The 19580-nt window shown below is 61.8% G+C and carries 15 protein-coding genes; 5 read left to right on the top strand and 10 right to left on the bottom strand.

Features of this window, described 5'->3' with window-relative positions; translation table 11 throughout:
• Positions 1-499: 499 nt before the first annotated feature.
• Complete coding sequence (locus IPM54_26175; GenBank protein ID MBK9263277.1) at positions 500-769, bottom strand: hypothetical protein; 270 nt, start codon at positions 767-769, stop codon at positions 500-502.
• A gap of 471 nt (positions 770-1240) precedes the next feature.
• Between IPM54_26175 and IPM54_26170 the strand changes: the two genes are divergently transcribed.
• From IPM54_26170 to IPM54_26155, 4 genes are all read left to right on the top strand, one after another.
• Entirely contained in the window at positions 1241-1903 is a 663-nt protein-coding gene (locus tag IPM54_26170; GenBank protein MBK9263276.1) for a hypothetical protein, read from the top strand.
• A 78-nt stretch (positions 1904-1981) separates the two neighbouring features.
• Complete coding sequence (locus IPM54_26165) at positions 1982-2386, top strand: hypothetical protein (GenBank protein ID MBK9263275.1); 405 nt, start codon at positions 1982-1984, stop codon at positions 2384-2386.
• Entirely contained in the window at positions 2383-3765 is a 1383-nt protein-coding gene (locus IPM54_26160; GenBank protein MBK9263274.1) for an AAA family ATPase, read from the top strand. Before IPM54_26165 ends, IPM54_26160 begins: the two co-directional genes overlap by 4 nt.
• On the top strand, positions 3762-5225 hold the full coding sequence (locus IPM54_26155; GenBank protein MBK9263273.1) for a hypothetical protein: 1464 nt from the start codon (positions 3762-3764) through the stop codon (positions 5223-5225). The genes IPM54_26160 and IPM54_26155 overlap by 4 nt, the downstream gene beginning before the upstream one ends.
• A gap of 617 nt (positions 5226-5842) precedes the next feature.
• Here IPM54_26155 and IPM54_26150 read toward each other — a convergent pair.
• From IPM54_26150 to IPM54_26140, 3 genes are read right to left on the bottom strand one after another with little or no spacing between them, the layout of a single operon-like run.
• Positions 5843-10018, bottom strand: coding sequence for a protein kinase (locus tag IPM54_26150; GenBank protein ID MBK9263272.1), 4176 nt, complete (start codon positions 10016-10018; stop codon positions 5843-5845).
• Positions 10018-10770: a hypothetical protein gene (locus IPM54_26145; GenBank protein ID MBK9263271.1), complete on the bottom strand. Its 753-nt coding sequence runs from the start codon at positions 10768-10770 to the stop codon at positions 10018-10020. The genes IPM54_26150 and IPM54_26145 overlap by 1 nt, the downstream gene beginning before the upstream one ends.
• A 20-nt stretch (positions 10771-10790) precedes the next feature.
• Positions 10791-11897, bottom strand: coding sequence for a hypothetical protein (locus IPM54_26140; protein MBK9263270.1), 1107 nt, complete (start codon positions 11895-11897; stop codon positions 10791-10793).
• 93 nt (positions 11898-11990) lie between these two features.
• Here IPM54_26140 and IPM54_26135 point away from each other — a divergent pair, with 93 nt between their 5' ends.
• On the top strand, positions 11991-12236 hold the full coding sequence (locus tag IPM54_26135) for a hypothetical protein (GenBank protein ID MBK9263269.1): 246 nt from the start codon (positions 11991-11993) through the stop codon (positions 12234-12236).
• A 27-nt stretch (positions 12237-12263) separates the two neighbouring features.
• Here IPM54_26135 and IPM54_26130 read toward each other — a convergent pair whose 3' ends face one another.
• The 6 genes from IPM54_26130 to IPM54_26105 all read right to left on the bottom strand — a co-directional run bounded on the left by IPM54_26130 (position 12264) and on the right by IPM54_26105 (position 19503).
• Positions 12264-14201: a protein kinase gene (locus tag IPM54_26130; GenBank protein MBK9263268.1), complete on the bottom strand. Its 1938-nt coding sequence runs from the start codon at positions 14199-14201 to the stop codon at positions 12264-12266.
• A 185-nt stretch (positions 14202-14386) separates the two neighbouring features.
• Positions 14387-15511 carry a hypothetical protein gene (locus IPM54_26125; protein MBK9263267.1) on the bottom strand — a complete coding sequence of 375 codons (1125 nt, stop codon included), beginning with the start codon at positions 15509-15511 and terminating at the stop codon, positions 14387-14389.
• Positions 15496-15984 carry a cytochrome P460 family protein gene (locus tag IPM54_26120; protein ID MBK9263266.1) on the bottom strand — a complete coding sequence of 163 codons (489 nt, stop codon included), beginning with the start codon at positions 15982-15984 and terminating at the stop codon, positions 15496-15498. Before IPM54_26120 ends, IPM54_26125 begins: the two co-directional genes overlap by 16 nt.
• Before the next feature lie 2 nt (positions 15985-15986).
• A complete protein-coding gene (locus tag IPM54_26115) occupies positions 15987-17288 on the bottom strand; it encodes a hypothetical protein (protein ID MBK9263265.1) in 1302 nt (433 codons plus the stop codon).
• Entirely contained in the window at positions 17285-18481 is a 1197-nt protein-coding gene (locus IPM54_26110) for an SMP-30/gluconolactonase/LRE family protein (protein ID MBK9263264.1), read from the bottom strand. Before IPM54_26110 ends, IPM54_26115 begins: the two co-directional genes overlap by 4 nt.
• Complete coding sequence (locus IPM54_26105; GenBank protein MBK9263263.1) at positions 18481-19503, bottom strand: hypothetical protein; 1023 nt, start codon at positions 19501-19503, stop codon at positions 18481-18483. The genes IPM54_26110 and IPM54_26105 overlap by 1 nt, the downstream gene beginning before the upstream one ends.
• Positions 19504-19580 lie beyond the last annotated feature (77 nt).

Genomic DNA, 19580 nt, shown 5'->3' with positions numbered 1-19580 from the left:
GTAGCGCGGGATTTCAATCCCGCGCGGGGGTGCAAAACGAGTTAAGGTAGCGCTTATGTGGTGAGGGGGTGAGGCGCCGGATGACGACGCAGACCGAGTTTGATCGATCCGTGTCGACACGGCGCTCCCGGCTTCTTTCCCCAATAACCCCACCCCACATCCATCCCAAAACGCTTCCCGCATGCTCGGATGACGTTTCCCCGCCATGTGCAGCGCCAAGATGCCAACTCCTTTTGCAAACCACATCGCTATGGAATGCAGCTCGGCCTGCCCCAACGTGCGCTGACACGTACGACGAGCGCGCCGTGACGTCGCCCGAGGCCGATCCACATCGATGTGGATCGCCCGTCGGGCACCTCGAAGGCGGATCCACATGGCTGTGGTTTTGCGGATCGAGCAGGCAAAACGGGGTCCCACATGGATGTGGACCTGGATTTGGGCAGGCTGGGGCGAATTGGTGTCGATGTGGTGCGAGGCAAGAGGAGGCTGGCGCCTTCGTTCAACGCGTTTCCCGCTCGATGGTGTCGCACTTCTTGAAGTCGGAGGGATGGCCCTCGCCGCAGAGAATGAGGTTTTCGAAGCAGCACGAAGTACAAATTTCACCCTCCTGCCGCTTATAACAGCCGTCGTAACACGAACTGGACGCACTCGCGCAGTGTTTGGGCAATTCTGTTGCAGGTCGCTTCTCCGACTTTTCCGGCTTGAATGGTCCGCATCCTGGACGCAGCGCGAAGAGGAGACCAAACGCGAAGAGCGTTCCGTATTTCATCGTGGGTCGTCCTCGTCCGGGCACGAATAGAAGCTGAAGCTTTCTTCCCTCTTACAGGCAAAACCGGCGCTAGTGCAACACTCGCGACACGCAGTGCCCTGACTGGCCTTGTAGCAACTGTTCACGCATGCAGCGGTACGTCGGTTACACCGACCTTCGAGGGAGTTGTCGTCATCGGGGACGCAGCCAAGAACAGCGCTCGCCATGAGACTCGCGAGCATGAGCAGGACATTGTGCGCCTTCATCACGTGCACCTCGCCAGCCAATAGAGCACCTCCGGGGTCGTAACACAATCTTTCACCTCGCCCTATTCACGGCGCTACATGGGCAGGCCATCCACATCGATCGGCCGCGGTTTGTGCGGCAATTTGCGGTGAATCTTGGAGATGTGCAAAAAGCTTGGCCCTGGGTCGGGGTGGCCTGTAGAGTCCGCTACCGTCCGGTCGAACAGGACAAGACGAGGAGTGGAGCATGGGGACGATCATTCGCCGGGATGCGGCGGCCGATGCCATCATCGAGGATGGCGAGACGACGTTGACGAAGGCGTCGGCGCGCGGGGGCAAGTGGAAAGAGCTGGCCGAAGACCGCTTGGGGACGGTCATGGGGTTGGCAGGGAACGTCGCGGCGCAATTGAAAGACGCGCAGCAGGTGCTCGCGCCGCTCGTGGCGGACGTGGACACGTCGAACATTCGCTCGGACAAGGTGCTGGGGAAGACGTACGACGTGATTTGGAATGAGATTGGCCGGCCGGGTTATGACGCGGCGTTGTCGGTGCTGTTCCCGGACGGGATTGCGTATTATGCGCAAGGTGACACGGACGAGCAGCCGGATCGGATGGATATCTTGGTGCAACTGCTGCAGGCGGGATTGCATCCGAAATTGTCGAAGCCGACGGCGGATGCGTGCGCGGCGGAAGTGGCGAGCGAAGCGAATGCATTGCGCAACGCCGTGGACGCGGTGCGAAAGCCTGCGGCGAAGGTGAAGGTATTGAGTCGCGTGCGCACGGCGCTGGCGAGGGTGGTGCATACGGAGCTATCGAATTTGAAGCGGCTGTACAAGGTATCGGGGTTCAGCGAGGCGGAGATTCACACGGTGATTCCGGATCGGCCGGTGAAGAAAAAGAACGAGGGGTAGAGGGGATTGGGGGGTTCAGCGCCGAGCGATCGGCAGCACCACGGTTTTTCTTGAACTTGGTTCGAGGATGCGGTAGGCGTGGGCGTCGTGTCGTTCATACCCAATCTCACCAAGGCGGCCTATCGTCATCTCGAGGCGGCCGAGCTGCTCATGGCCGACCCGGCGCAGCGTAAAGATGTGGCGGGCTACCTGTACGGTATCGCTGCCGAGTGCGCCATCAAGGCCATGGTCGTCCCCCTCAAGCTCCTGCCGGATGTCAAACACGAGATTCAATACGAACACTTTCCCAAGCTTCGCACCCTGCTTCGAGACGCGCTCGGGGGACGTCGTGCAAAGCCGCTCACTGTCTTCGTTTTCGATGACGCGTTCATGAACAACTGGCATGTCAGCATGCGATATGCGGATGCAGCGCAAATCCGCGACACCTGGATTGGCGTATGGCAGAAGCAGGCGAAAGATGCCGTCGGAGCGATGGGGACATGAAAGTCAAGCCAGTGCGCTTCGACGATAGCTTGCCCATTCTCGTCGACGTGGTCCGGGCGCAACTGGGACACGTCGCGCTGCTCGATGGGACCGTCCTGCGCGATGCGGTGGGTTGTTTGTCTTTTTTTGCTGGCCATCCGCTCGATCAAGCCGCGGTCGACGCATTGTCCGAAGCGCTCCGCAGCTCGCTCGGCGCGTACGCGCGGCCCGATCGCGTCGTCGCTGGATCGAGCGACTATGGCGCAATGGCCGTTCTTTCGGACGCCTCTGCATTTCGCGTTTCGGTCGATGGTCAAATGGTTCGCGTCGTCGATAGGCGCCTCGTTGGTGCTGATTGGCTGCGAGCTCCTGCGGCGACGGCGCCACCGCCATTGCGCTTCGTATTCGCGAGCCTCAAGGGTGGCGTGGGTCGAACGACGGCCCTTTCCGTGGTCGCGGCACACCTTGCATCGCTCGGTCGGCGCGTCTTGGCGATTGATCTCGACTTGGAGGCGCCGGGGCTCGGTGCCATGCTCCTGCCGGGAGATACGTTGCCCGAATTCGGCATGATCGATGCGCTCGTCGAGAACGGTTTATCGGGGCTCGACGCCGAGTTTTATGCGGATCTCGTGGGGCCCTCCGAGCTTGCGACGCGAGGGGGGCGAATCGACGTCGTTCCCGCATTCGGCCGGCGAAGCGTGAAAAACCCGGCCGATGTTCTCGGTAAGATTGCGCGAGCGTATGGGGAAGACATTCGCCCGGACGGGACGGTATCGACGTTTTTGGATCAGGTCCGCGCGATCGTCGACCATCTGGCCGACCCGGAACGTTACGATGCGATCTTGGTGGATGCACGTGCAGGTCTGCACGAAACGACGGCGTCCGCCGTGCTCGGCCTCGGAGCCGAAGTCTTGCTCTTCGGTTTGGACGAGCCGCAGACGTTCCAGGGATATGCTGCCATGTTATCGCACCTTGCGCGCGTATCGCCTTCCGCAGGAGAGCTGCCCGAATGGGCGACACGAGTCTCGATGGTCCAAGGCAAGGCACCGGTCGATGCCGATGCTCGGCTCGACTTCGCGCGACGTTGCCGCGAGCTGTTCGCGGATGTGGGGCTCGGGCCAAGCCCCGCTTTGCCACACGTCGACCTCGAGCCATTGGGTTTCTCGGATGACGTGCAATGGGACGACGAATTGCCCGATGAAATCGTCCTGCCCGTTGAATGGATGCTGCCGGACCCTGTCGCGGTGCTCTACGACGCCGCGTTTCAGCGTTTCGATCCGTTGAATCGACGCGACCTGCTCTCGGAGAGCGTGTATCGCACGACGTTTGGGGAGTTGCTCGATCGCATCGTCCCGGGTTTGGACCACGCCGCAGCTTCGCCCTCCGCCGAGGAGCCATGACCGTAGCCGCATCTGATTACAAAGCCATCCGCGATGCCATTGCGTCATTTCCTACCGACGTATCGACGGATGCCATCGGGGCGCAGGCGCCGACGCTCGATGAGCTGTATGCGCCGGAGACGCACGCCGCGGCGCTGGACCCGACCGCGCCCATCGTCATGGGTGCGCGTGGCACGGGCAAAAGCTTCTGGGCAGGGGTGCTCGGCGACGATACGCTGCGCGCGACGGCAGCCGCAGCGTATCCGAAACACGGGCTCTCCAAGCTGGATGTGCAATTCGGCTATACCGGCATCGAAGGCCCCGCGGGTATCGGACGCGACAAGCTCGACCAGTGCATCGGTGAAAACGCAACGGGCGACGATGCCCGAGCTTTTTTCTGGGCCACGATTCTGCGAGCAATCGATCTGGCGAACGAGCGGAAGCCGCCGAGTCTGCCATTGCTCTTGCCTCGTGCGCGGGACGTGGATCAGCGCGAGGCGACGATCGCCGGAATGGACGAGGCCCTGAAAAAAAACGACAAGACGTTGCTCGTCGTCTACGACGCGCTCGATACGATGGCCATGTCCTGGCCTCGCCGGCGGCTGTTGACCCAGGCGCTCTTGGAGGTGGTGTGGGCAATGCGCGCGTACCGACGCGTGCGGGTCAAGCTGTTCTTGCGACCCGATCAAATCGAAGACGATGCACTGCATTTCGTCGAGCTGCCCAAGTTGCGGACGGGTGCAGTGAGGCTGGCTTGGACCGGGACCGATCTGTATGGGCTGCTTTTCGCACGTCTCGCCCTCGGCGGCGCCCCAGAACCCTTTCAGCACTTGTTGTCGTCGCTTCGCTTCGAGCACCCCACGCGCGAACAAGTCCTGAAGAGGCAGTGGACGCTGACGCACGACTCCCGTCACCAGCAAGAGCTCATGACCGCGCTTTCAGGCCCCTACATGGCCGATGGCGCTTTTGGATACAAGAAAGGCAAGACCTACGATTGGCCCCTCAAACACCTGGCCGACGCATTCAACGAGGTCACACCGCGCAGCTTCTTGGGGCTCATGATCGGCGCCGCGCAACATGGACCTTTGCCAGCGAACAAGGTCCTTACTCCGAAGGGAATGCAGCATGGTCTGCGTGTGGCATCCAAGACTCGCGTCGACCAGCTTCACCAGGAGTTTCCGTGGATCAAAGGAGCCCTTCGGGCGCTGTCGGGACTGCTCTTGCCCGCGGATGAGGCGCAAGTGGTTGCTGTTTGGCAACGCGCCGGTACGCTCGCGGCCATCATGGACGATGCCCGCGCAAAAGAGTATCTGCCTCCGTTTCACGTGGCGGCAGGCAGAACACCCGACGAACGTGGCCTTTACATTGCCATGGAAAGGATCGGCGTGATGTTTCGGCGCAAAGACGACCGGATCGACATGCCCGATCTATTTCGTGTGGCCGCGAATTTGCTCAAAAAGGGTGGGACCGCGCCGATCTGACGATCCGGCAAAGCCAGTCGCCCCTCGAAATGGCTTGCACTCGGTTCATGGGCAAGCCCCCCTCCCATAGGCGCTAACTTAAGCTCGTGCACCCCCGCGCGGGGTTGAAACCCCGCGCTACACATTCAAAAGTCCCCTCACTGCCGTTCGGGGACTGACCGCATTCCTTTGAGCTACATGAACGTGATCTGCTTCCGATTCCGCAGCAGAATGCATTTCTCTCGTGTACGCATGACGTCAGTCCGAGCGCGGTAGCGCGAGGACTTTTCAATGTGTAGCCCCAGGTTTTAGAGGCTGTCTCAAAACTCGGAACGCGTATCCTCGCCCCAGCCCCGCGCGGGGTTAAAACCCCGCGCTACACATTCAAAAGTCCCTCACTACCGTTCGGGACTGACCTTGTGGAATGTCGGATCGTCATCGAGAATCCTCGACGATTTCGACTAGATTGCAGGCCTCGCCATGCAGCCATGACGTTAGTCCGAGCGCGGCAGCGCGAGGACTTCTTGTCGTGTAGCGCGGGGTTTCAACCCCGCGCGTGCGTGCATTGAGGACGGGGTTTCGAGTTATGAGACAGCCTCTTTAACCTGGGGCGGCGTGACATGCGCGTAAGTTAGCGCTTATGCCCCCGCCTCCTCCACCAAACACACCGCCGCCATGTCCGGCGTATACGGCAAACTGTATTCGTCGTTCAGACGCACGCGACCTTCTCGCACGACGCCCGGAAGCGCCAAGACCACCAACCCAAACTTGCCACCTCGCGCCCGTTCGTAGAACCCGCCGAGCCACGGCATGAGCCCCAAGGGCCCGAGCAGCGACGGGCGGCCGAGCACCGTGACGATGCCCGGCCGCGCTTCGGGACCCTGGCTGGTCTGCCCAACGATGGCCACTTGCAAGGCCGCCTGAAGCGTCTCCTGCACGAAACCCCAGCGCGGCTCCTTGCGACCATCCTCGAAAAGCGCATCGGCCCAGCGATCGTCCTCTTCCTTCAACGTTTCAATGACGACCCTGTCGATATCGACGAACCGGACGTGTTCGTCCCCGAGCACGGCGGCCAATTCGGCAGAGAGCTTTTCGCACAAGACATGATGCTTGCCCGGCGGGAGCCCCACGACGCGGAAACCACCGAGCGCCCTGGCCGCGGCAAGATCGCGCACGTCGATGGGACCTGTCGGGCGGACGATTTGCCGAGGAATGTTGGGGTCGATGGGAAGAACGGCAGGCGGCTTTTGGGAAATGTCCTCGGCGTCGACGACGACCCCTTGACGAAGCTCGAGCCCGACGGCCCGAAGCTCGGCGTGCACATTGTGCGGCTCGCCAACGGCCTTGAATTCTTCCTCGAGGATCTTCTGCAATGCGTGAAGACCAATGCCCGTATGCAGACGCGGCTTGAGGCGCTCGATCGCTTGCGCAAAAGAAACGGGCGGCGTGAAGAGCGCCTCGTCCGATGCATGTTGCACATCGGGGCATACGGAGCGGGTGGCGTCGAGCAGCGCGCTGGCATCGGCGCCGAAGCGGCGAAGGGCGCCTTGGATTTCGGGGGGCAAATGGTCCCAAAGGACGGCCTCGGCTTCTCGACGCGGTACGGGGGGCCAGTTGGCGACTTGCACGAGCTTTTCGCGCAATGCGATGACGAGCTCGGGGGTGAACGGCGCGCGACAGACCCATTCGATGTCCTCGGTGCCGATGAGGCGGCGACCGGGTTCGAGCAAAACGGCTGCGAGGCGTGCGTATCCTTTGGCGGAAGCGCTGGTGCCGGGGGGATATCGAGGTTCGAGCCAGGTGGCGACGGCATCCAAGGGGGCAAAGCCGGCGCGGGGCAAGATGTCGTCGACGGCGGAGACGAGCCACGCGGCGACGCTGGCGCCGACGCGGAGCGATTCGACGTCACAAGCTTGGCTGACGCGTTGGCGGGAAATGCCGAGACGGTCGGCGCAATCGGCGGTGGAGACGACGTGGCCATCGTCGAGGCCGCAGCGGAGGCGGAGGACTTGGAACGCGGAGCCGAGCTCGTTTTCGAGGGCTTTGCCCAATTCGGTCAATGTATCGGGGCGATTTTCTTCGCCGGCAATGACGCGCAATGCGCCGCGGAGGGCGCTGATTTTCTGGACGCCGATGCCGGGGACTTTCTTGAGGGATTGTTCTTGCAGGGCGCACAAATCGCCAATCGTGGCGACGCTTTGCTTTTCGAGCGCCGAACGAACGCGATCGGTGAGGACGGTGCCGAGCTCGGTGAGGGATCTGGCGTCGCCGAGGAGGCGATCGTAAAAGACGCTTTGGATGGGGGTTGGAGCCGGAGGAGCTGGGGCGGCTTCGGGGAAACGTTCGGCGAGGGTGCGCTTGAGGTCGACGATTTCCGCGCGCGTCTTGCGACCGACGTTGGGGAGGATGTCGAGGTGGCGCTTGTCGAGGCCGAGGACTTGGCGGACGGTGGAGACGCCGAGCCTTTCGAGGGCGGAGGATGCTCGGACGGAGAGGAGCAAGGCGTCGACGGAGGCATCGAGGGAGAGGTCATCGGGCAAGCCCCAGGGAGATGCGGTGACGGAGGAGGCGAATTTTTGGCGTTTGCGTGTGGTGGTGGGCGGATCGGCGGGCGCCTTTTCGACGAAGGCGGCTTTCCATTGTGCAATGGCGTCGGTTGCGGTGGGGGGACGTTGGTCGAGGTTGGGGGAAAGGGCTTGGGCGAAGAGGGTTCCGAGGCGATCGGCGAGGTTCGGGGCGAAAGAGTCGGGGAAGAGAGAGGTTTCGATGCGCGGACGTTTGGCGTTTTCGGGGCGGTGATCGAAGGGATGAACGCCGGTCAGAAGCTCGTAGAGGACGAGCCAGACGGCGAAGAGGTCATGGGCGACGAGCCATTTGCCCTTTTCGTAGAGAATGGGGTCTTTGTAGGGGATGCTGCCGACGGTGATTTCGCCGTCTTCGTCGGCGAGGCGTGCGAGGCCGAGGTCGATGAGGGTGGGACGTGCGGTGCGGTCGGCGAGGATGACGTTTTCGGGTTTGATGTCGCGGTGGAGGTACCCGGCCTGGTGGAGGGCTCCGACGGCCCCGAAGAGGCCTTCGCCGAGGGCGAGGGATTGTTCGGGGGAGAGGGGATCCCCTGCCTCGATCCAGGTTCGGCCGTCGAAGCCCTGGACGTGGTGAACGAGGAGGACGCTGCCGGTTCGATAAGGAGCGATTTCGTGGTATCGGGCGAGGTTTGGGTGGGTGACGAGTTGGAGGACATTGGCTTCGTTGCGGAGGAGGTCGACTTTGTCGGCGTCGGCTATTTTCGCGACGAATCGCCTTCCATCGAGGGCGTGCTGGACTTCCCAGGAGGAGCCGGTGGCGCCTTCGCCGAGGTGGCGGACGAGTTGGTAGACGTTTTGAATGACGTCGCCGGGTTCGGGGGTGTCGCGGCGTGGGGGCGTCGTCATGGATAGCCGCGCGATGGATTCGTCGAGCAAGCGGACGACGTCGCGGGCATTGTCGGGACGATGGGTGCGGTCTCGCTCGACGAGCTGGGCGACGAGGGAGACGATTTCGACGGGGACGGGGTTGTCGCCGACGTGGAGTGAGGAGAGCTCTACGGGGCGGAGGACGTCTTCGGGGCGTTGGAAGAGGGCGCGGCCGGTGAGCAATTCGTAGAAGGTAGCGCCGAGGGAGAAGAGGTCGCTTTGGGGGGTGGATTCGCCGAAGCAGACCAATTCGGGGGCCATGCATCGGTAGGTTGGGTCTTCGAGGGCGCTGGAGGAGACGGTGGGGGCGCGTCCTTGCATGTCGCGCGCGAGCTCGAGGTCGGTGAGCTTGACGGAGGCGGGTATCAATTCGGGGGTGACGAGGAAAGCGCGAATGGAGAGGCGTCGATGGACGACGTCGCGGTCGTGGATCCAAGCGAGCGCGCTGGCCATTTGTTTGGCGACGCGCAGGCGGTCGAGGAGGCCGGGGTTGTGCTCGTCGATCCAGGTGCGAGCGGAGATGAAGGAGGTGGTGTCTTCGAATCGGAGGACGATGGAATGGGGATGGTCGACGACTTCGTATTCGCAATAATCGATGAGATTGGGGCTGCCTTTGATGCGGCTTTGGAGGGTGGCTTCGCGGAGGGCGTGTTCGAGGGCGCGTTTGCGAGCTTTTTCGCTGTCGCCGCGGATGGGATAGACGTGCAAGATGCGCGTTTCACCGAGGGGCGCGCGGGCTCGCCAAACTTCGAACCCGCTGCCTTCCGATGCGATTCGTTCCAGGAGGTAATGCTGTCCGATGTGGGTGGGGGCTTCGACGGGGCGGCCATCGGCGAAGACGCGAAGGATGGTGCTTTTCTGGGCTTCGTCGAGCTTGCGGGCGGAGAGTCCCCAGACGGTGGGGTCGGTGAGGCACTTGGCGATGGTTTTGGGGGTGGCGACGAAGTGTTCGTAGTCGGGTGAAATGAAGGGTTGGGCATCGACACCGGTGACCAGGACGAGGCCTTGGACCCAGACGTCGTTGAGGGCGCGGCTGCGCGCGGTGAGAACGCCTTTGAGGACGCGGGCCTTTTCGGCGATGAGGGGAATGGGGGAAGGAACGGGGGTGCCGTCTTCGAGGGTCCAGCGATCGCGGTTGCCGGAAATGCGACCGCCCCACGATTTGAGCTCGACGGCGAAGACGGCGTGGGGGGCGAGGACGAGGGCGTCGTGTTCGAAGGTGTGTCCTGCGCGGCGTCCGGAGGCGAGGTCGACGTTGGCGTAGACGACGTAGTCGTTTGGGAGGGTACTGGCGACGAGCTGGATGCCGCGGGCTTCGTCGCGGTGTTTGGGTTTGCCAATTTGGACGAGTTTAGCGGGCATCAGAGGGCCTCCGGGACAGGATGCAGGCGTGACGAGCCGGCCAAGAATCCGCGGGTGAGCAAGCCTGCGCCGACGGCAGCTTCGACGCAGTAGGTGGCGTAGGCGGGGCGAGTGGCGAAGATGCGAGCGGGGATGGATTCGGCGATGGCCCATGACTCGGGGGCTTCCGAGCGGGCGGAGGATGTCAATTCGAAGGCGAGGAGCCAGCCGAAGGCCATGGGATCGGGCTCGGAATGACGGACGCGGGTTTGCCGTGACATGTCGTTCGAGATGGTGAGGATGCCGAGGTTAGCGAGGTTTTGGCGAACGATCGAGCGGGTTTTTTTCGTCGAGGGGATGCCGGTTTTGGGCAGGAGGTTTGTGGCGAGGAAGGCGTCCCAGGCATCGGGGGTGACGAGGTCGGCATCGTGGGGCGCGAGGGGTTCGTCGACGGAGCGAAGGCGGGGCAAGACGAGCTGGTCGACGGCGCGGAGGATCCACGGCTGGTGTGCATGAAGGCGGCCGTAGAGGAGGTTTCGGCGGCGCAGTGGGTTGCCTTCGTGGAAGAGGCGGAGCCATGTGGACGGCTGGATGAGGCCATCGCGCAGGTCGAGGAGGCATTCGCGGACGATGCGAAGGGTGCTGGTGCGACAGGCGCGGCTGCTTTGGAGGAGGTTTTCGTGGGCGTGGTGTTCCCACTGGGTGAGCGATTGCCCGGGGCGTGTGTCGAGCAGGAGGGAGAGGGCGTCGTCTTCCTGGTCGAGGGTACGCACCCAGCTCGAGAGAAACGCGGTCAAATGAGCCTCGCGGGGGGCACCTTGTCATGGGCGAGCGCGAGCTCGGCGGCGAAGTCGCGGGCGACTTGGCTTTCACGGAAGCCGAGGAGAAAGTCGAAGGTTTCATCTTTGCGTACGGCGTCGAGGGCGGCTTTGGGCGACAGAATGCGTGGCTCGTTGGCGCGGGTTTCGACGGTGGCGAGGCCGATGCCGACGTGTTCGGCGGGCGACATGGAGACGAAGGTGACGACGTCGTGGAGGGCGAGGCCGGAGCCGGGTGCGCAGAGGGCAGCGGCGATGCGTCCGCCGGAGCCGGGCAATTCGAGGACGCGGTGGTGGGGCTGGATTTTGGGGAGCTCGGAGAAGGCTCCACCGGTTGGAAGACCGAGCAGGCGGGCGCAGTCGTGCAGGAAGGTGGGTGGGTCGCTGGGGATGTCGGCGATGCGTGCGGCGGCGCGGATGAGTTGTTCAGCGTTGTCTTCGCCGAGGGATGCGAGTGGGGAGGTTCCCCAGCGGGTGAGGTCGAAGGGGACTGGAAAGGCGCCGGCGAGGTCTTCGTGGAGGAGCTCGACGAAGGCGCGGAAGCCGAGCTTGCGGCGAAAGCGGTTCCAGCGCGCGAGGTCGGGTTCGGTGAGGCGTCGGTCGCGGACGCCTGCGGCTTCGAGGCGTGCGATGGAGCGGAGGGTAGCGTCGAGGAGTTGAGCGTGGGTGGACATGGGGTGACGGGCGCACTGTGGCGCAAGAGGTGGGGAAAAGGCAAGGAGTTTGGGAGGGGGAATGCGTTTGCCTGTGCGTGCTTTGAGACACCAATCTCTTGAGGGATACTCGTCGACTCCCAAGCGACTGTCGCTTCGCAGTCCACAAACCTCATTGCCGTTGTCGCTTCCCAAGCCACTCCTTACGAGCTTGGCGCGATATTCGCCGGATCTTCCCTTTGGCATGGGAATTGTTACATCGATATCCCATGGACGAACACGCTCGCAAAAAAAACCCAAAAGGCCGACCGTGTCAGCCAAATCGTATTTCTTTTGCTGGCGCTCGGCTGCTTCGTTGGTGCGTTCTTCTGCGCGCGAACCATTGAGCTTAGCGGCGGCTATTTCGCGGTAGCCAACTTTATCTTTCAAATCCCCGCTATGCTCGGCACCCTTGGCCTGGTGGTGTTCGGAGTCATGTTCCTCTTTTTGACCGCGGACTAGGAAAGCATTGGGTACGTATTCATGGACACGGGAGCTATCATTAGAATCACTGTCTTTTACTTGTCGGCCATCGCGAGCTTGGTCGTTGGGGGCTTCGTCTTTCAGTGGGGTACACAATTGTGGGGCACTGGGGGGGAATTATTCGGGGGGCTGTTTGCCATCGTGTCGATTTTCGTCAGATTCTGGGGCATTCTGTTCGTCATCCCGGCCGCCGCGGGACTTGCTGCAGGAACCTGCGAGCTCGTGACGGTCCTCAAACGCCGCTGAGCCCCATCGACCCGAAGCGGCAATGTATCACTCGCTCGCAGTTCGTCGCAGCATGAGCCCGACGCCCATCAAGGAAAGCAGCCAAATCGTGCCGAAGATTTCGAGGCGCCGGTCGGGGAACAAGCCCATGGCGATGGCGCCGGCAAACATCGTCGCGGCCGGAAACAAGAGCCAGCGCCGCGTCTGCATGGCATGCGATACGAAACCAATCGACAGCATCAAAACGGTATACGCAGCATTCTGGAACGGGGCATTGCCTTGCATGATGGAAATGGCGCCGCCAAGCAAGCAACTCGCCCCCACCGCCGCCCACATGAAACCGACGCGCGGCGATACCAGGCTTCTTTTCGCTCGCCGAAGCACGAAGAATGCATACGTGCACGTGATGACGGCAAACGACAACCACAAGATCGTAATCGGTCGGGCCGCTTCCGCGGCTTGTCGGTCGAGCGCGATTCGTGTCGGAATCGTTGCCAACGCACCCGTGATACCCGCCACGATGAACACGTTGCCAAGCGGTTTGGCCACGCGCGCGTCGTCGAGCAATTCGACGTGCTCTTTCAGCCACGAAAATTCGTTTTCTCGAGCGGCGATCTTCGCACGCAACGCTTCCAATTTCGCCCGCAAATCCGCATCGTCCACCTCGACCTGGAGGCGCGACGCGAGCCCCACTTCCTCCGTGTTGATGGCATGCACCAACATCGATCGCGACACCGCCGACAACCCCTCACGCGCCTGATCGTTTTCGGGCCAGCTTTCGAGCGCCGTTTCAAAAGCGAATCGTGCTTCGGTGAATGCATTGTGGAGAGCTCGCTCCGCGTCCACGCGATCACCGTCCTCCGCACCGAACGATGCCATGAGCTGCTCGAGTCGCCGTGCTGCACGTTCACCCTTTTTCGTGATTTCTCGCGCAGCCTCGTGCGACAAAAACGTCTCCACGGCAGCTCGTAATGCCGGCACGTCGGGATATCTATCCGTCGGAGATTTCGCCATGGCTCGTTGACAAATTTCGACGAGCTCCCGCGGTGTGTCCTCGGGGTAGTCGATGGGTGCACTTTCAACGGCCTTTTCGAGCACTTCGCGAACGTCTGCTCCGATGTGCGGAGGCGCGCCCGTGATGATTTCGTGCAAACACGCTCCAAGCAAATACACGTCGGTGGCTGGTCCCTGTGCTTCTCCATCCCCAAGCGCCAGCTCCGGGGCCATATACGTCGGCGTTCCCGCGGGGCTGCGCACGTCGTGCGCATGGAGAATGCCGCTTTCGTCACACGTGCGCCGATCGAGCCCCACGGCAAGGCCCCAATCCACGACGAAGACCTGGCCGAATTCACCCACCATGACGTTCGCGGGTTTCAAGTCGCGATGCAAAAAGCCTTTGGCATGCGCAAATGCGACGCCATTGCACACGCTGAGGAAAACTTGCAGATGCCGTTCGAGGTTGCGGTCTTTCTGCAACGAATCCGCCCAGCTTTGCCCTTCGACGAGCTTCATGGCGAGCATCAGGCGCCCATCCGACGCTCGGCCGAGCGCGTGCACCGGGACGATGTTCGCGTGCGACAAACGCGCCGTCACGCGCGCTTCGGAGAGAAAAAACGAGGTTGCCGCTTCGTTGTCGAGCGAAAGCCGTTTGACTGCAATTTCGCGCCCAAGCGAGCGCTGTACGGCACGCCAGACTTCACCCATGCCACCTCGCCCAATGACCTCGACGACATCGAATGCTTCGCCGTCGCTTTCCGAAGGGTTCGCCGGTGGCGCCGCGTTGGCCTGTGCCAAAAAGAAAGCCGTGTCATCGGAGGCCCCTCCCGCCACGAACGTCATCGTCGCGCGTGGCAAATGTGCAGCGATCCTGGGTGCGGCTGCGCCATCGAGCTCCTGCGGCCGATAGGTGTGCTCGGCGGCGTTTCCTGCGAGCGTATCGGCGAAGGCGGCGACGGTTTGTTTTGGATTCAATCGATCGTGGCGCATGGCGAGACGTGTCGAGCGAGACGCTCGTTACGCGCGTGTACTCTATGCATGACCCGAGGCGCTTTACAAGACGCTATTTGCGTGATCGTCGTTCGTGCGTGGTGGTGCGAATTGCGTGCAAATCCTGAAACCTGCCGCGGGCTTCAATGCGAAGTCCTGGAGCTGCAGGTGGTCGAACATCGCGCTCACTCGAGCCACACCACGCGCACGACGTGATTCTGCGTGTCGGCGATGTAAAGCGCGCGCTCGGTGGCTTCGATGTACGTCGGCCCCTTGAGCTGAGCCATGCTCGCCGGGCCGCCATCGCCTGCGTGCCCGCGACTGGTGCCTGCAAACGTCGTGATGAGCCCGCCCGAATCGACCTTGCGAATGCGATGATTGAACGTGTCCGATAAGTAGAACCCTCCATCGGGCGCGATGCTGACACCGTTCGGCCATTGCAAGTCGGCAGCTTTCGCGGAGCCTCCGTCCCCCGACAACCCGGCCGTCCCGGTTCCTGCGACCGTCTCGATGACGCCCGTCAGCGCATCGACCCGCCGAATACGTTGATTGTAGGTGTCGGCGATGTACAAGTTGCCCATTGCGTCGAGCGCCAAGCCAGTCGGATGATTCAGCGCCGCCGCGGTGGCCGGGCCATCGTCGCCACCATATGCCGCTTCGCCGCTTCCCGCATAGGCATGCACCGTCCGATCGGGCCGAATGACGCGCACGCGATTCGCTTTGGCATCGCTCACGAAGATGGTTCCATCGGGCGCGATGGCAATACCAGACAGCTCGTGGAATTTCGCCACCAAAGCCGAATGGCCATCGCCCGTGTCTCCAGATTCGCCCGTGCCTGCAATGACATCCACCGTTCCATCGGCCGCAATGCCAAGGACCCGCGGATCGTGCACGGAGACGAAGACGACGCTTCCATCGGGCAAGAAGCCGAAGTCGATTGGATTTTCGAGCGGTGTATTGCGTGCATCCGCGCCCGCGACCGCAAACGTGTGCACGCCATTTCCCACGACGGTATCGAACGTATCGTCCGCTCGAATGCACCGCAGCCGCATGTTGTTGAAATCCATCACATACAGCAACCCGTCCGGACCCGTTCGCGCGGCCGTCGGCAGGTTCAGCGCCGATTTCAGCGGGGAGAGCCCATCGCCATGAAAACCCGCCTCTCCTGTTCCCGCCACGCGACAGATCACGCCTTGACCGCCACAAGGTGCGACGCCTGCCGGTTCGCTGCACGCCATGGAGAAGACCCCCATGGCGGCAACGAACAACGGCACACGAGCCGATTCTCCTACCTTCAAGGAAGCGCGCATGTGCTCTCGAAGCCGCCATTGGCGGCCGTGCAACTGGAATGGCAAGCAATGCAGCGCTGGAGGTCTTCCGAGACGACCTTTCGCGCCGAATCGACCTCCTGCCACTTCCAATCCAGCGTCTCCGGCGAGCTTCCCGTCGCCAACCGAGACATGACCGTCCACCGAAGGATGGGGCCGGCGCACGTCACGTCCGCGAAATCGTATTCCTCCTTGAGCACCACGGCGCCCACGGGAAAAACGACGTTCTGGTTTTGGTACGGATCAAGGGCCGTCGGATCGGCGAGCACGCGAATGATGTTCAAATCGTGATCGCCGCTTTGCCGACAATTCCGCACCTCGGTATAGGTCGAAGCATAATCCGCTGGAAACACGGGGTCTGCTTTGGGAGGCTCGGGGTTCGGATTGTTTTCCGAACAGCCAACGAGGAAGCACGTCGCAAGCGTCCAAACGAAGGGGAGGATGGCTCTTTTCATTGCTAACGCAGCTTGATCGTTCGGATGACGTGATTGCCCGTATCGGCGATGTTCAGTCGACCATCGGCCCATTCGACACCATAAGGCAACTTCAGCAGCGCTTCCGTCGCCGACCCGCCATCGCCGCTCGACCCTTTCTTGCCGCATTGGCCCGCCACCGTCCGGATGATCCCAGCCGAATCGATGGAGCGTACGCAATGATTGTACACATCGCTGAAGAACAGCGTGCCGTCATCGGCGAGCGCGATGTCGACGGGGTAATTGATGAGCGCATCCACGGCCGGGCCGCCATCGCCCGAATAGCCCGATTGTTTTTCCCCATTTTTCGGCGGTTGTCCCGCAATTCGACGAACGATGCCGTTGGTATCGATCATGCGAATGAGGTGATTCGCCGTATCCGCAAAATAAATATTTCCTTTGGGGTCCACCGCCATCCGCCCGGCCGGTGTCGCCGATTGCCCGAAGGGCTGAGCCATTCGCATTTCGGTCGCGGGGATGTCGTCGCCCGAATATCCAGGCGTGCAGGGCATCGGGCAATAGATCATCGGTTCGCCACACGTCCATTTTCCGCTCGGCCCGTTCGGTCCTGCGGGGCATTGAACCGGCGTGACGCCTGCGGGACAAGGTCCAGGTCCTGCGGGTGCCGGAGCATCGATGATGCATTGTCCGGCGATACGGCGAATGTTGCCTGCCTGATCGACCTGCCGAATCACCTGATTGGCTTGGTCCATGATCAAGAGGTTGTCATCTGCGTCGAACGCGATGCTCGCCGGCAAATCGAGTGAACACGACTTGGCTGCCCCCTCGTCACCGAAATACGCGCGTTTTCCATCGCCACAGGTATCCACGATCAGACCCGTATCGATCGACAAAGTGCGCACTTTGCTGTTGTGCCACGCGGCAATGATGAGGTTTTGCCCCGTCTTGTCGAAGAGGATGTTCGTGGGATGATTGAAATCGCCATTGGCTGGGTTGTCCAGGTCGCCCCCCAGCTCGCCCTGTCCTGCCACCCACCGCAATTTTCCATCCGCCCCGAGGCTTCGAATGCGGTGGTTGTTCCAATCGATCACGAAAAGCGTCCCGTCAGGCGCCGTCAACGTATCCTGCGGCAACGACATGCGGGCTTCGAGCGCTTCGAGCGCCTCGGTTTCAGCATTGGGATCATAGCCGTTTTCACCACTTCCCGCGATCGTGCAGATGTTCCCCACGACGTTCTTGTCGCACGGAGTGACGTCGTCGGTGGTGCTCCCGCAGCCGGAGGTGAATACGAGGACAAGTGCAGAGCCAAGCGTCAAGTTTTTCATTTTGCCACCTTCACGATTCGGTCGTTCAGCGAATCCATGATGAAGAGATTGCCATCGGGGTCGAAAGCCAAGCCGAACGGGCGTCGCAGCTTCGTTTGGGTCGCCGGCTTGTTTTCTTCGTCGTCGAGCCCCAGTTCTCCGGTTCCAGCGACGGTTCGGATCACGCCGGTATCGAGGTTGATGGCGCGAACGCAGCCATTGTCGGTATCGGCAAAATACAGATCCCCGTCGGGACCGATTTCCAAATCCCGCGGGGCGCTGAGCATGGCCATTTTCGCCGAGCCGCCGTCGCCGCCATACCCTTTTTCGCCCGTTCCCGCAAATTCGTCGATGACACCCGACGCCAGGTCCAGGACTCGAATGCGGTTGTTCTCGGTATTGCTGATGTACAGCTTCCCTTCATGGTGAAGGATATTGCCGCTCGGATTGGGATTGGAGCCGAATGCAAAAGAGAATTCAGCGGTTGCGGCCGGGCCACCATCACCGGCGGTGCCATACGTGCCCGTCCCCGCGATGGTACTGATGTTGTCGTTCGTATCGATTTTGCGAATACGTTGGTTTTGCTGATCGACGACATAGACATTGCCTTGGTCGTCGATGGTCGCATCGTTCGGTTGCCTGAAGAGCGCGCTGGTTGCCGGTCCACCATCGCCGGCAAAGCCTGCTCCAGCGCCGCATACGACCTTGACCCAGCCGGAATCGGGGTCGATGGTCAGGAGTTTGTGGTTGTGCCAGCCGACCAAAATGACGGAGCCATCGGGGCCCAGGAGCAAGCTCGTCGGATGATTGAGCTGCCAATCGGCACCATCTGCACCTCCCGGCGATACGCCGCCGACGGGGCCGTCGCCGGGGAACGGGGGATCGGTCCACCCGACGACGCTTTCGACGACGCCGTCCGGGCGCACCTTGCGCACGAGGTAATTGTTGAAATCGCTGAGCCAAGCGCTGCCGTCGGGCAGGAAAACCATATCCTGCACGCTATTGAGTTTGGTCTCGTAGCGAAGAAGGCCATCGCCGTTGAAGCCCGTTTGCCCTTTCATACCGGCCCACGTACAGGCGCTGCCAGATACTTGATTTTCACAAGGATCGGTCATTCCCCCTTGGTTCACCGTGGCGTCGCCACAGCCCACGAGCGCAAGGGAAAAAAGACCGCCAAAGCAACCTCGAAGCAAGTTTTTCCTAAGCCGCAACATCAAATTCCTCCTCCTACGATGGGCTTTCCTTTATGAAGGAGCAGCCCTTTGGTCAACGGAAAGCTAGCCGTTTGTCCGCCGGCTGCCCATAAGCCACCCGACGGATCCATCCACGCTCCATGCAAGTCCCACTGAATCGACAACCCCGTAACGTCCTCCTGCCAGCCATTTGCGCTGCGCGAATAGACCGACCCATATTGTCCCACGGCGAGCGCTGCGTCGCCCGCGCCCAAGAATACACCCGTGAGGCCATACGCAATGGTATCCGATGCAGCGAGCGTCCACCCGCTGCCGGCATTTTCCACGATGACGCCGCCAACCAAACCGCCCACGGCCACGTAACGATCGCCATTGGCGTGCACCGTGAAGAGCGACGAGCCCACGCCTGTTTGCCCGGGCGTGAGCTTCGAGCCATCCCAATGAAACGAAACTCCGCCGCTGCCGACGAGCCACGCGTCGTTCTTGCTCGTCCCGAAGATCTTCCATATGGCGGCATTCGCGCCGACATCGGACGGCAGCGTCGGTTCATTGACCCACGTATCACCTTGAAGACGCCACGCAAAGGCATTCTTGTCGTACGTTCCCCCGACCGCCCACATATCGTCCGGAGAAGCGCCCCAAAGCCCGAATACCGTATCCATCGTCGGCGTCTGCAACTTCGTGAACGTACCCCCCTCGTAACGCAGGATCACGCCGCCGCTGCCTCCCATGTACAGCGGTCCCCCGTCGAAGCCGAACACCCACCACAAATCGCCTTGCGCCTGCCCCGTCATTACCCGCTGCCATTGACCATCGTAGTGCAGCACCAAAGGTCCAGCGCCGTCGCGAGCATCGGCACCGACGACCCACACGTCAGTGTCGCTCGTTCCCCAAATGGAGAGCAGTGCGCCCGGCAGGTCTTCATGAACGAGCGCCCACTGCGCCGTGGTGCCGGCGTCCGGAGGTCCCTCCACGGGTTGCGAGCTGCACGATGTGCCAAACAAGAGAAGAAAAGCGAGCCAGTTCGATTGTCGATGCCCCACGCGGCCATCCTAGCATCCACAACGAGACGTTCCATCGAAATGAGCACGAATTCCTCTGCATGTGCTTTGGGGTTCGA

The organism is Polyangiaceae bacterium (assembly GCA_016715885.1).
Taxonomy (GTDB): Bacteria; Myxococcota_A; Polyangia; order Polyangiales; family Polyangiaceae; genus Polyangium.
Note: the sequence above shows the minus strand (reverse complement) of the source record. Positions and strands in the feature narration are given on the sequence as shown.

Coding starts and splice junctions, on each gene's coding strand:
- IPM54_26175 (MBK9263277.1), bottom strand. CDS start 769: ATGAAATACGGAACGCTCTTCGCGTTTGGTCTCCTCTTCGCGCTGCGT.
- IPM54_26170 (MBK9263276.1), top strand. CDS start 1,241: ATGGGGACGATCATTCGCCGGGATGCGGCGGCCGATGCCATCATCGAG.
- IPM54_26160 (MBK9263274.1), top strand. CDS start 2,383: ATGAAAGTCAAGCCAGTGCGCTTCGACGATAGCTTGCCCATTCTCGTC.
- IPM54_26155 (MBK9263273.1), top strand. CDS start 3,762: ATGACCGTAGCCGCATCTGATTACAAAGCCATCCGCGATGCCATTGCG.
- IPM54_26150 (MBK9263272.1), bottom strand. CDS start 10,018: ATGCCCGCTAAACTCGTCCAAATTGGCAAACCCAAACACCGCGACGAA.
- IPM54_26135 (MBK9263269.1), top strand. CDS start 11,991: ATGGACACGGGAGCTATCATTAGAATCACTGTCTTTTACTTGTCGGCC.
- IPM54_26130 (MBK9263268.1), bottom strand. CDS start 14,201: ATGCGCCACGATCGATTGAATCCAAAACAAACCGTCGCCGCCTTCGCC.
- IPM54_26125 (MBK9263267.1), bottom strand. CDS start 15,511: ATGCGCGCTTCCTTGAAGGTAGGAGAATCGGCTCGTGTGCCGTTGTTC.
- IPM54_26120 (MBK9263266.1), bottom strand. CDS start 15,984: ATGAAAAGAGCCATCCTCCCCTTCGTTTGGACGCTTGCGACGTGCTTC.
- IPM54_26115 (MBK9263265.1), bottom strand. CDS start 17,288: ATGAAAAACTTGACGCTTGGCTCTGCACTTGTCCTCGTATTCACCTCC.
- IPM54_26110 (MBK9263264.1), bottom strand. CDS start 18,481: ATGTTGCGGCTTAGGAAAAACTTGCTTCGAGGTTGCTTTGGCGGTCTT.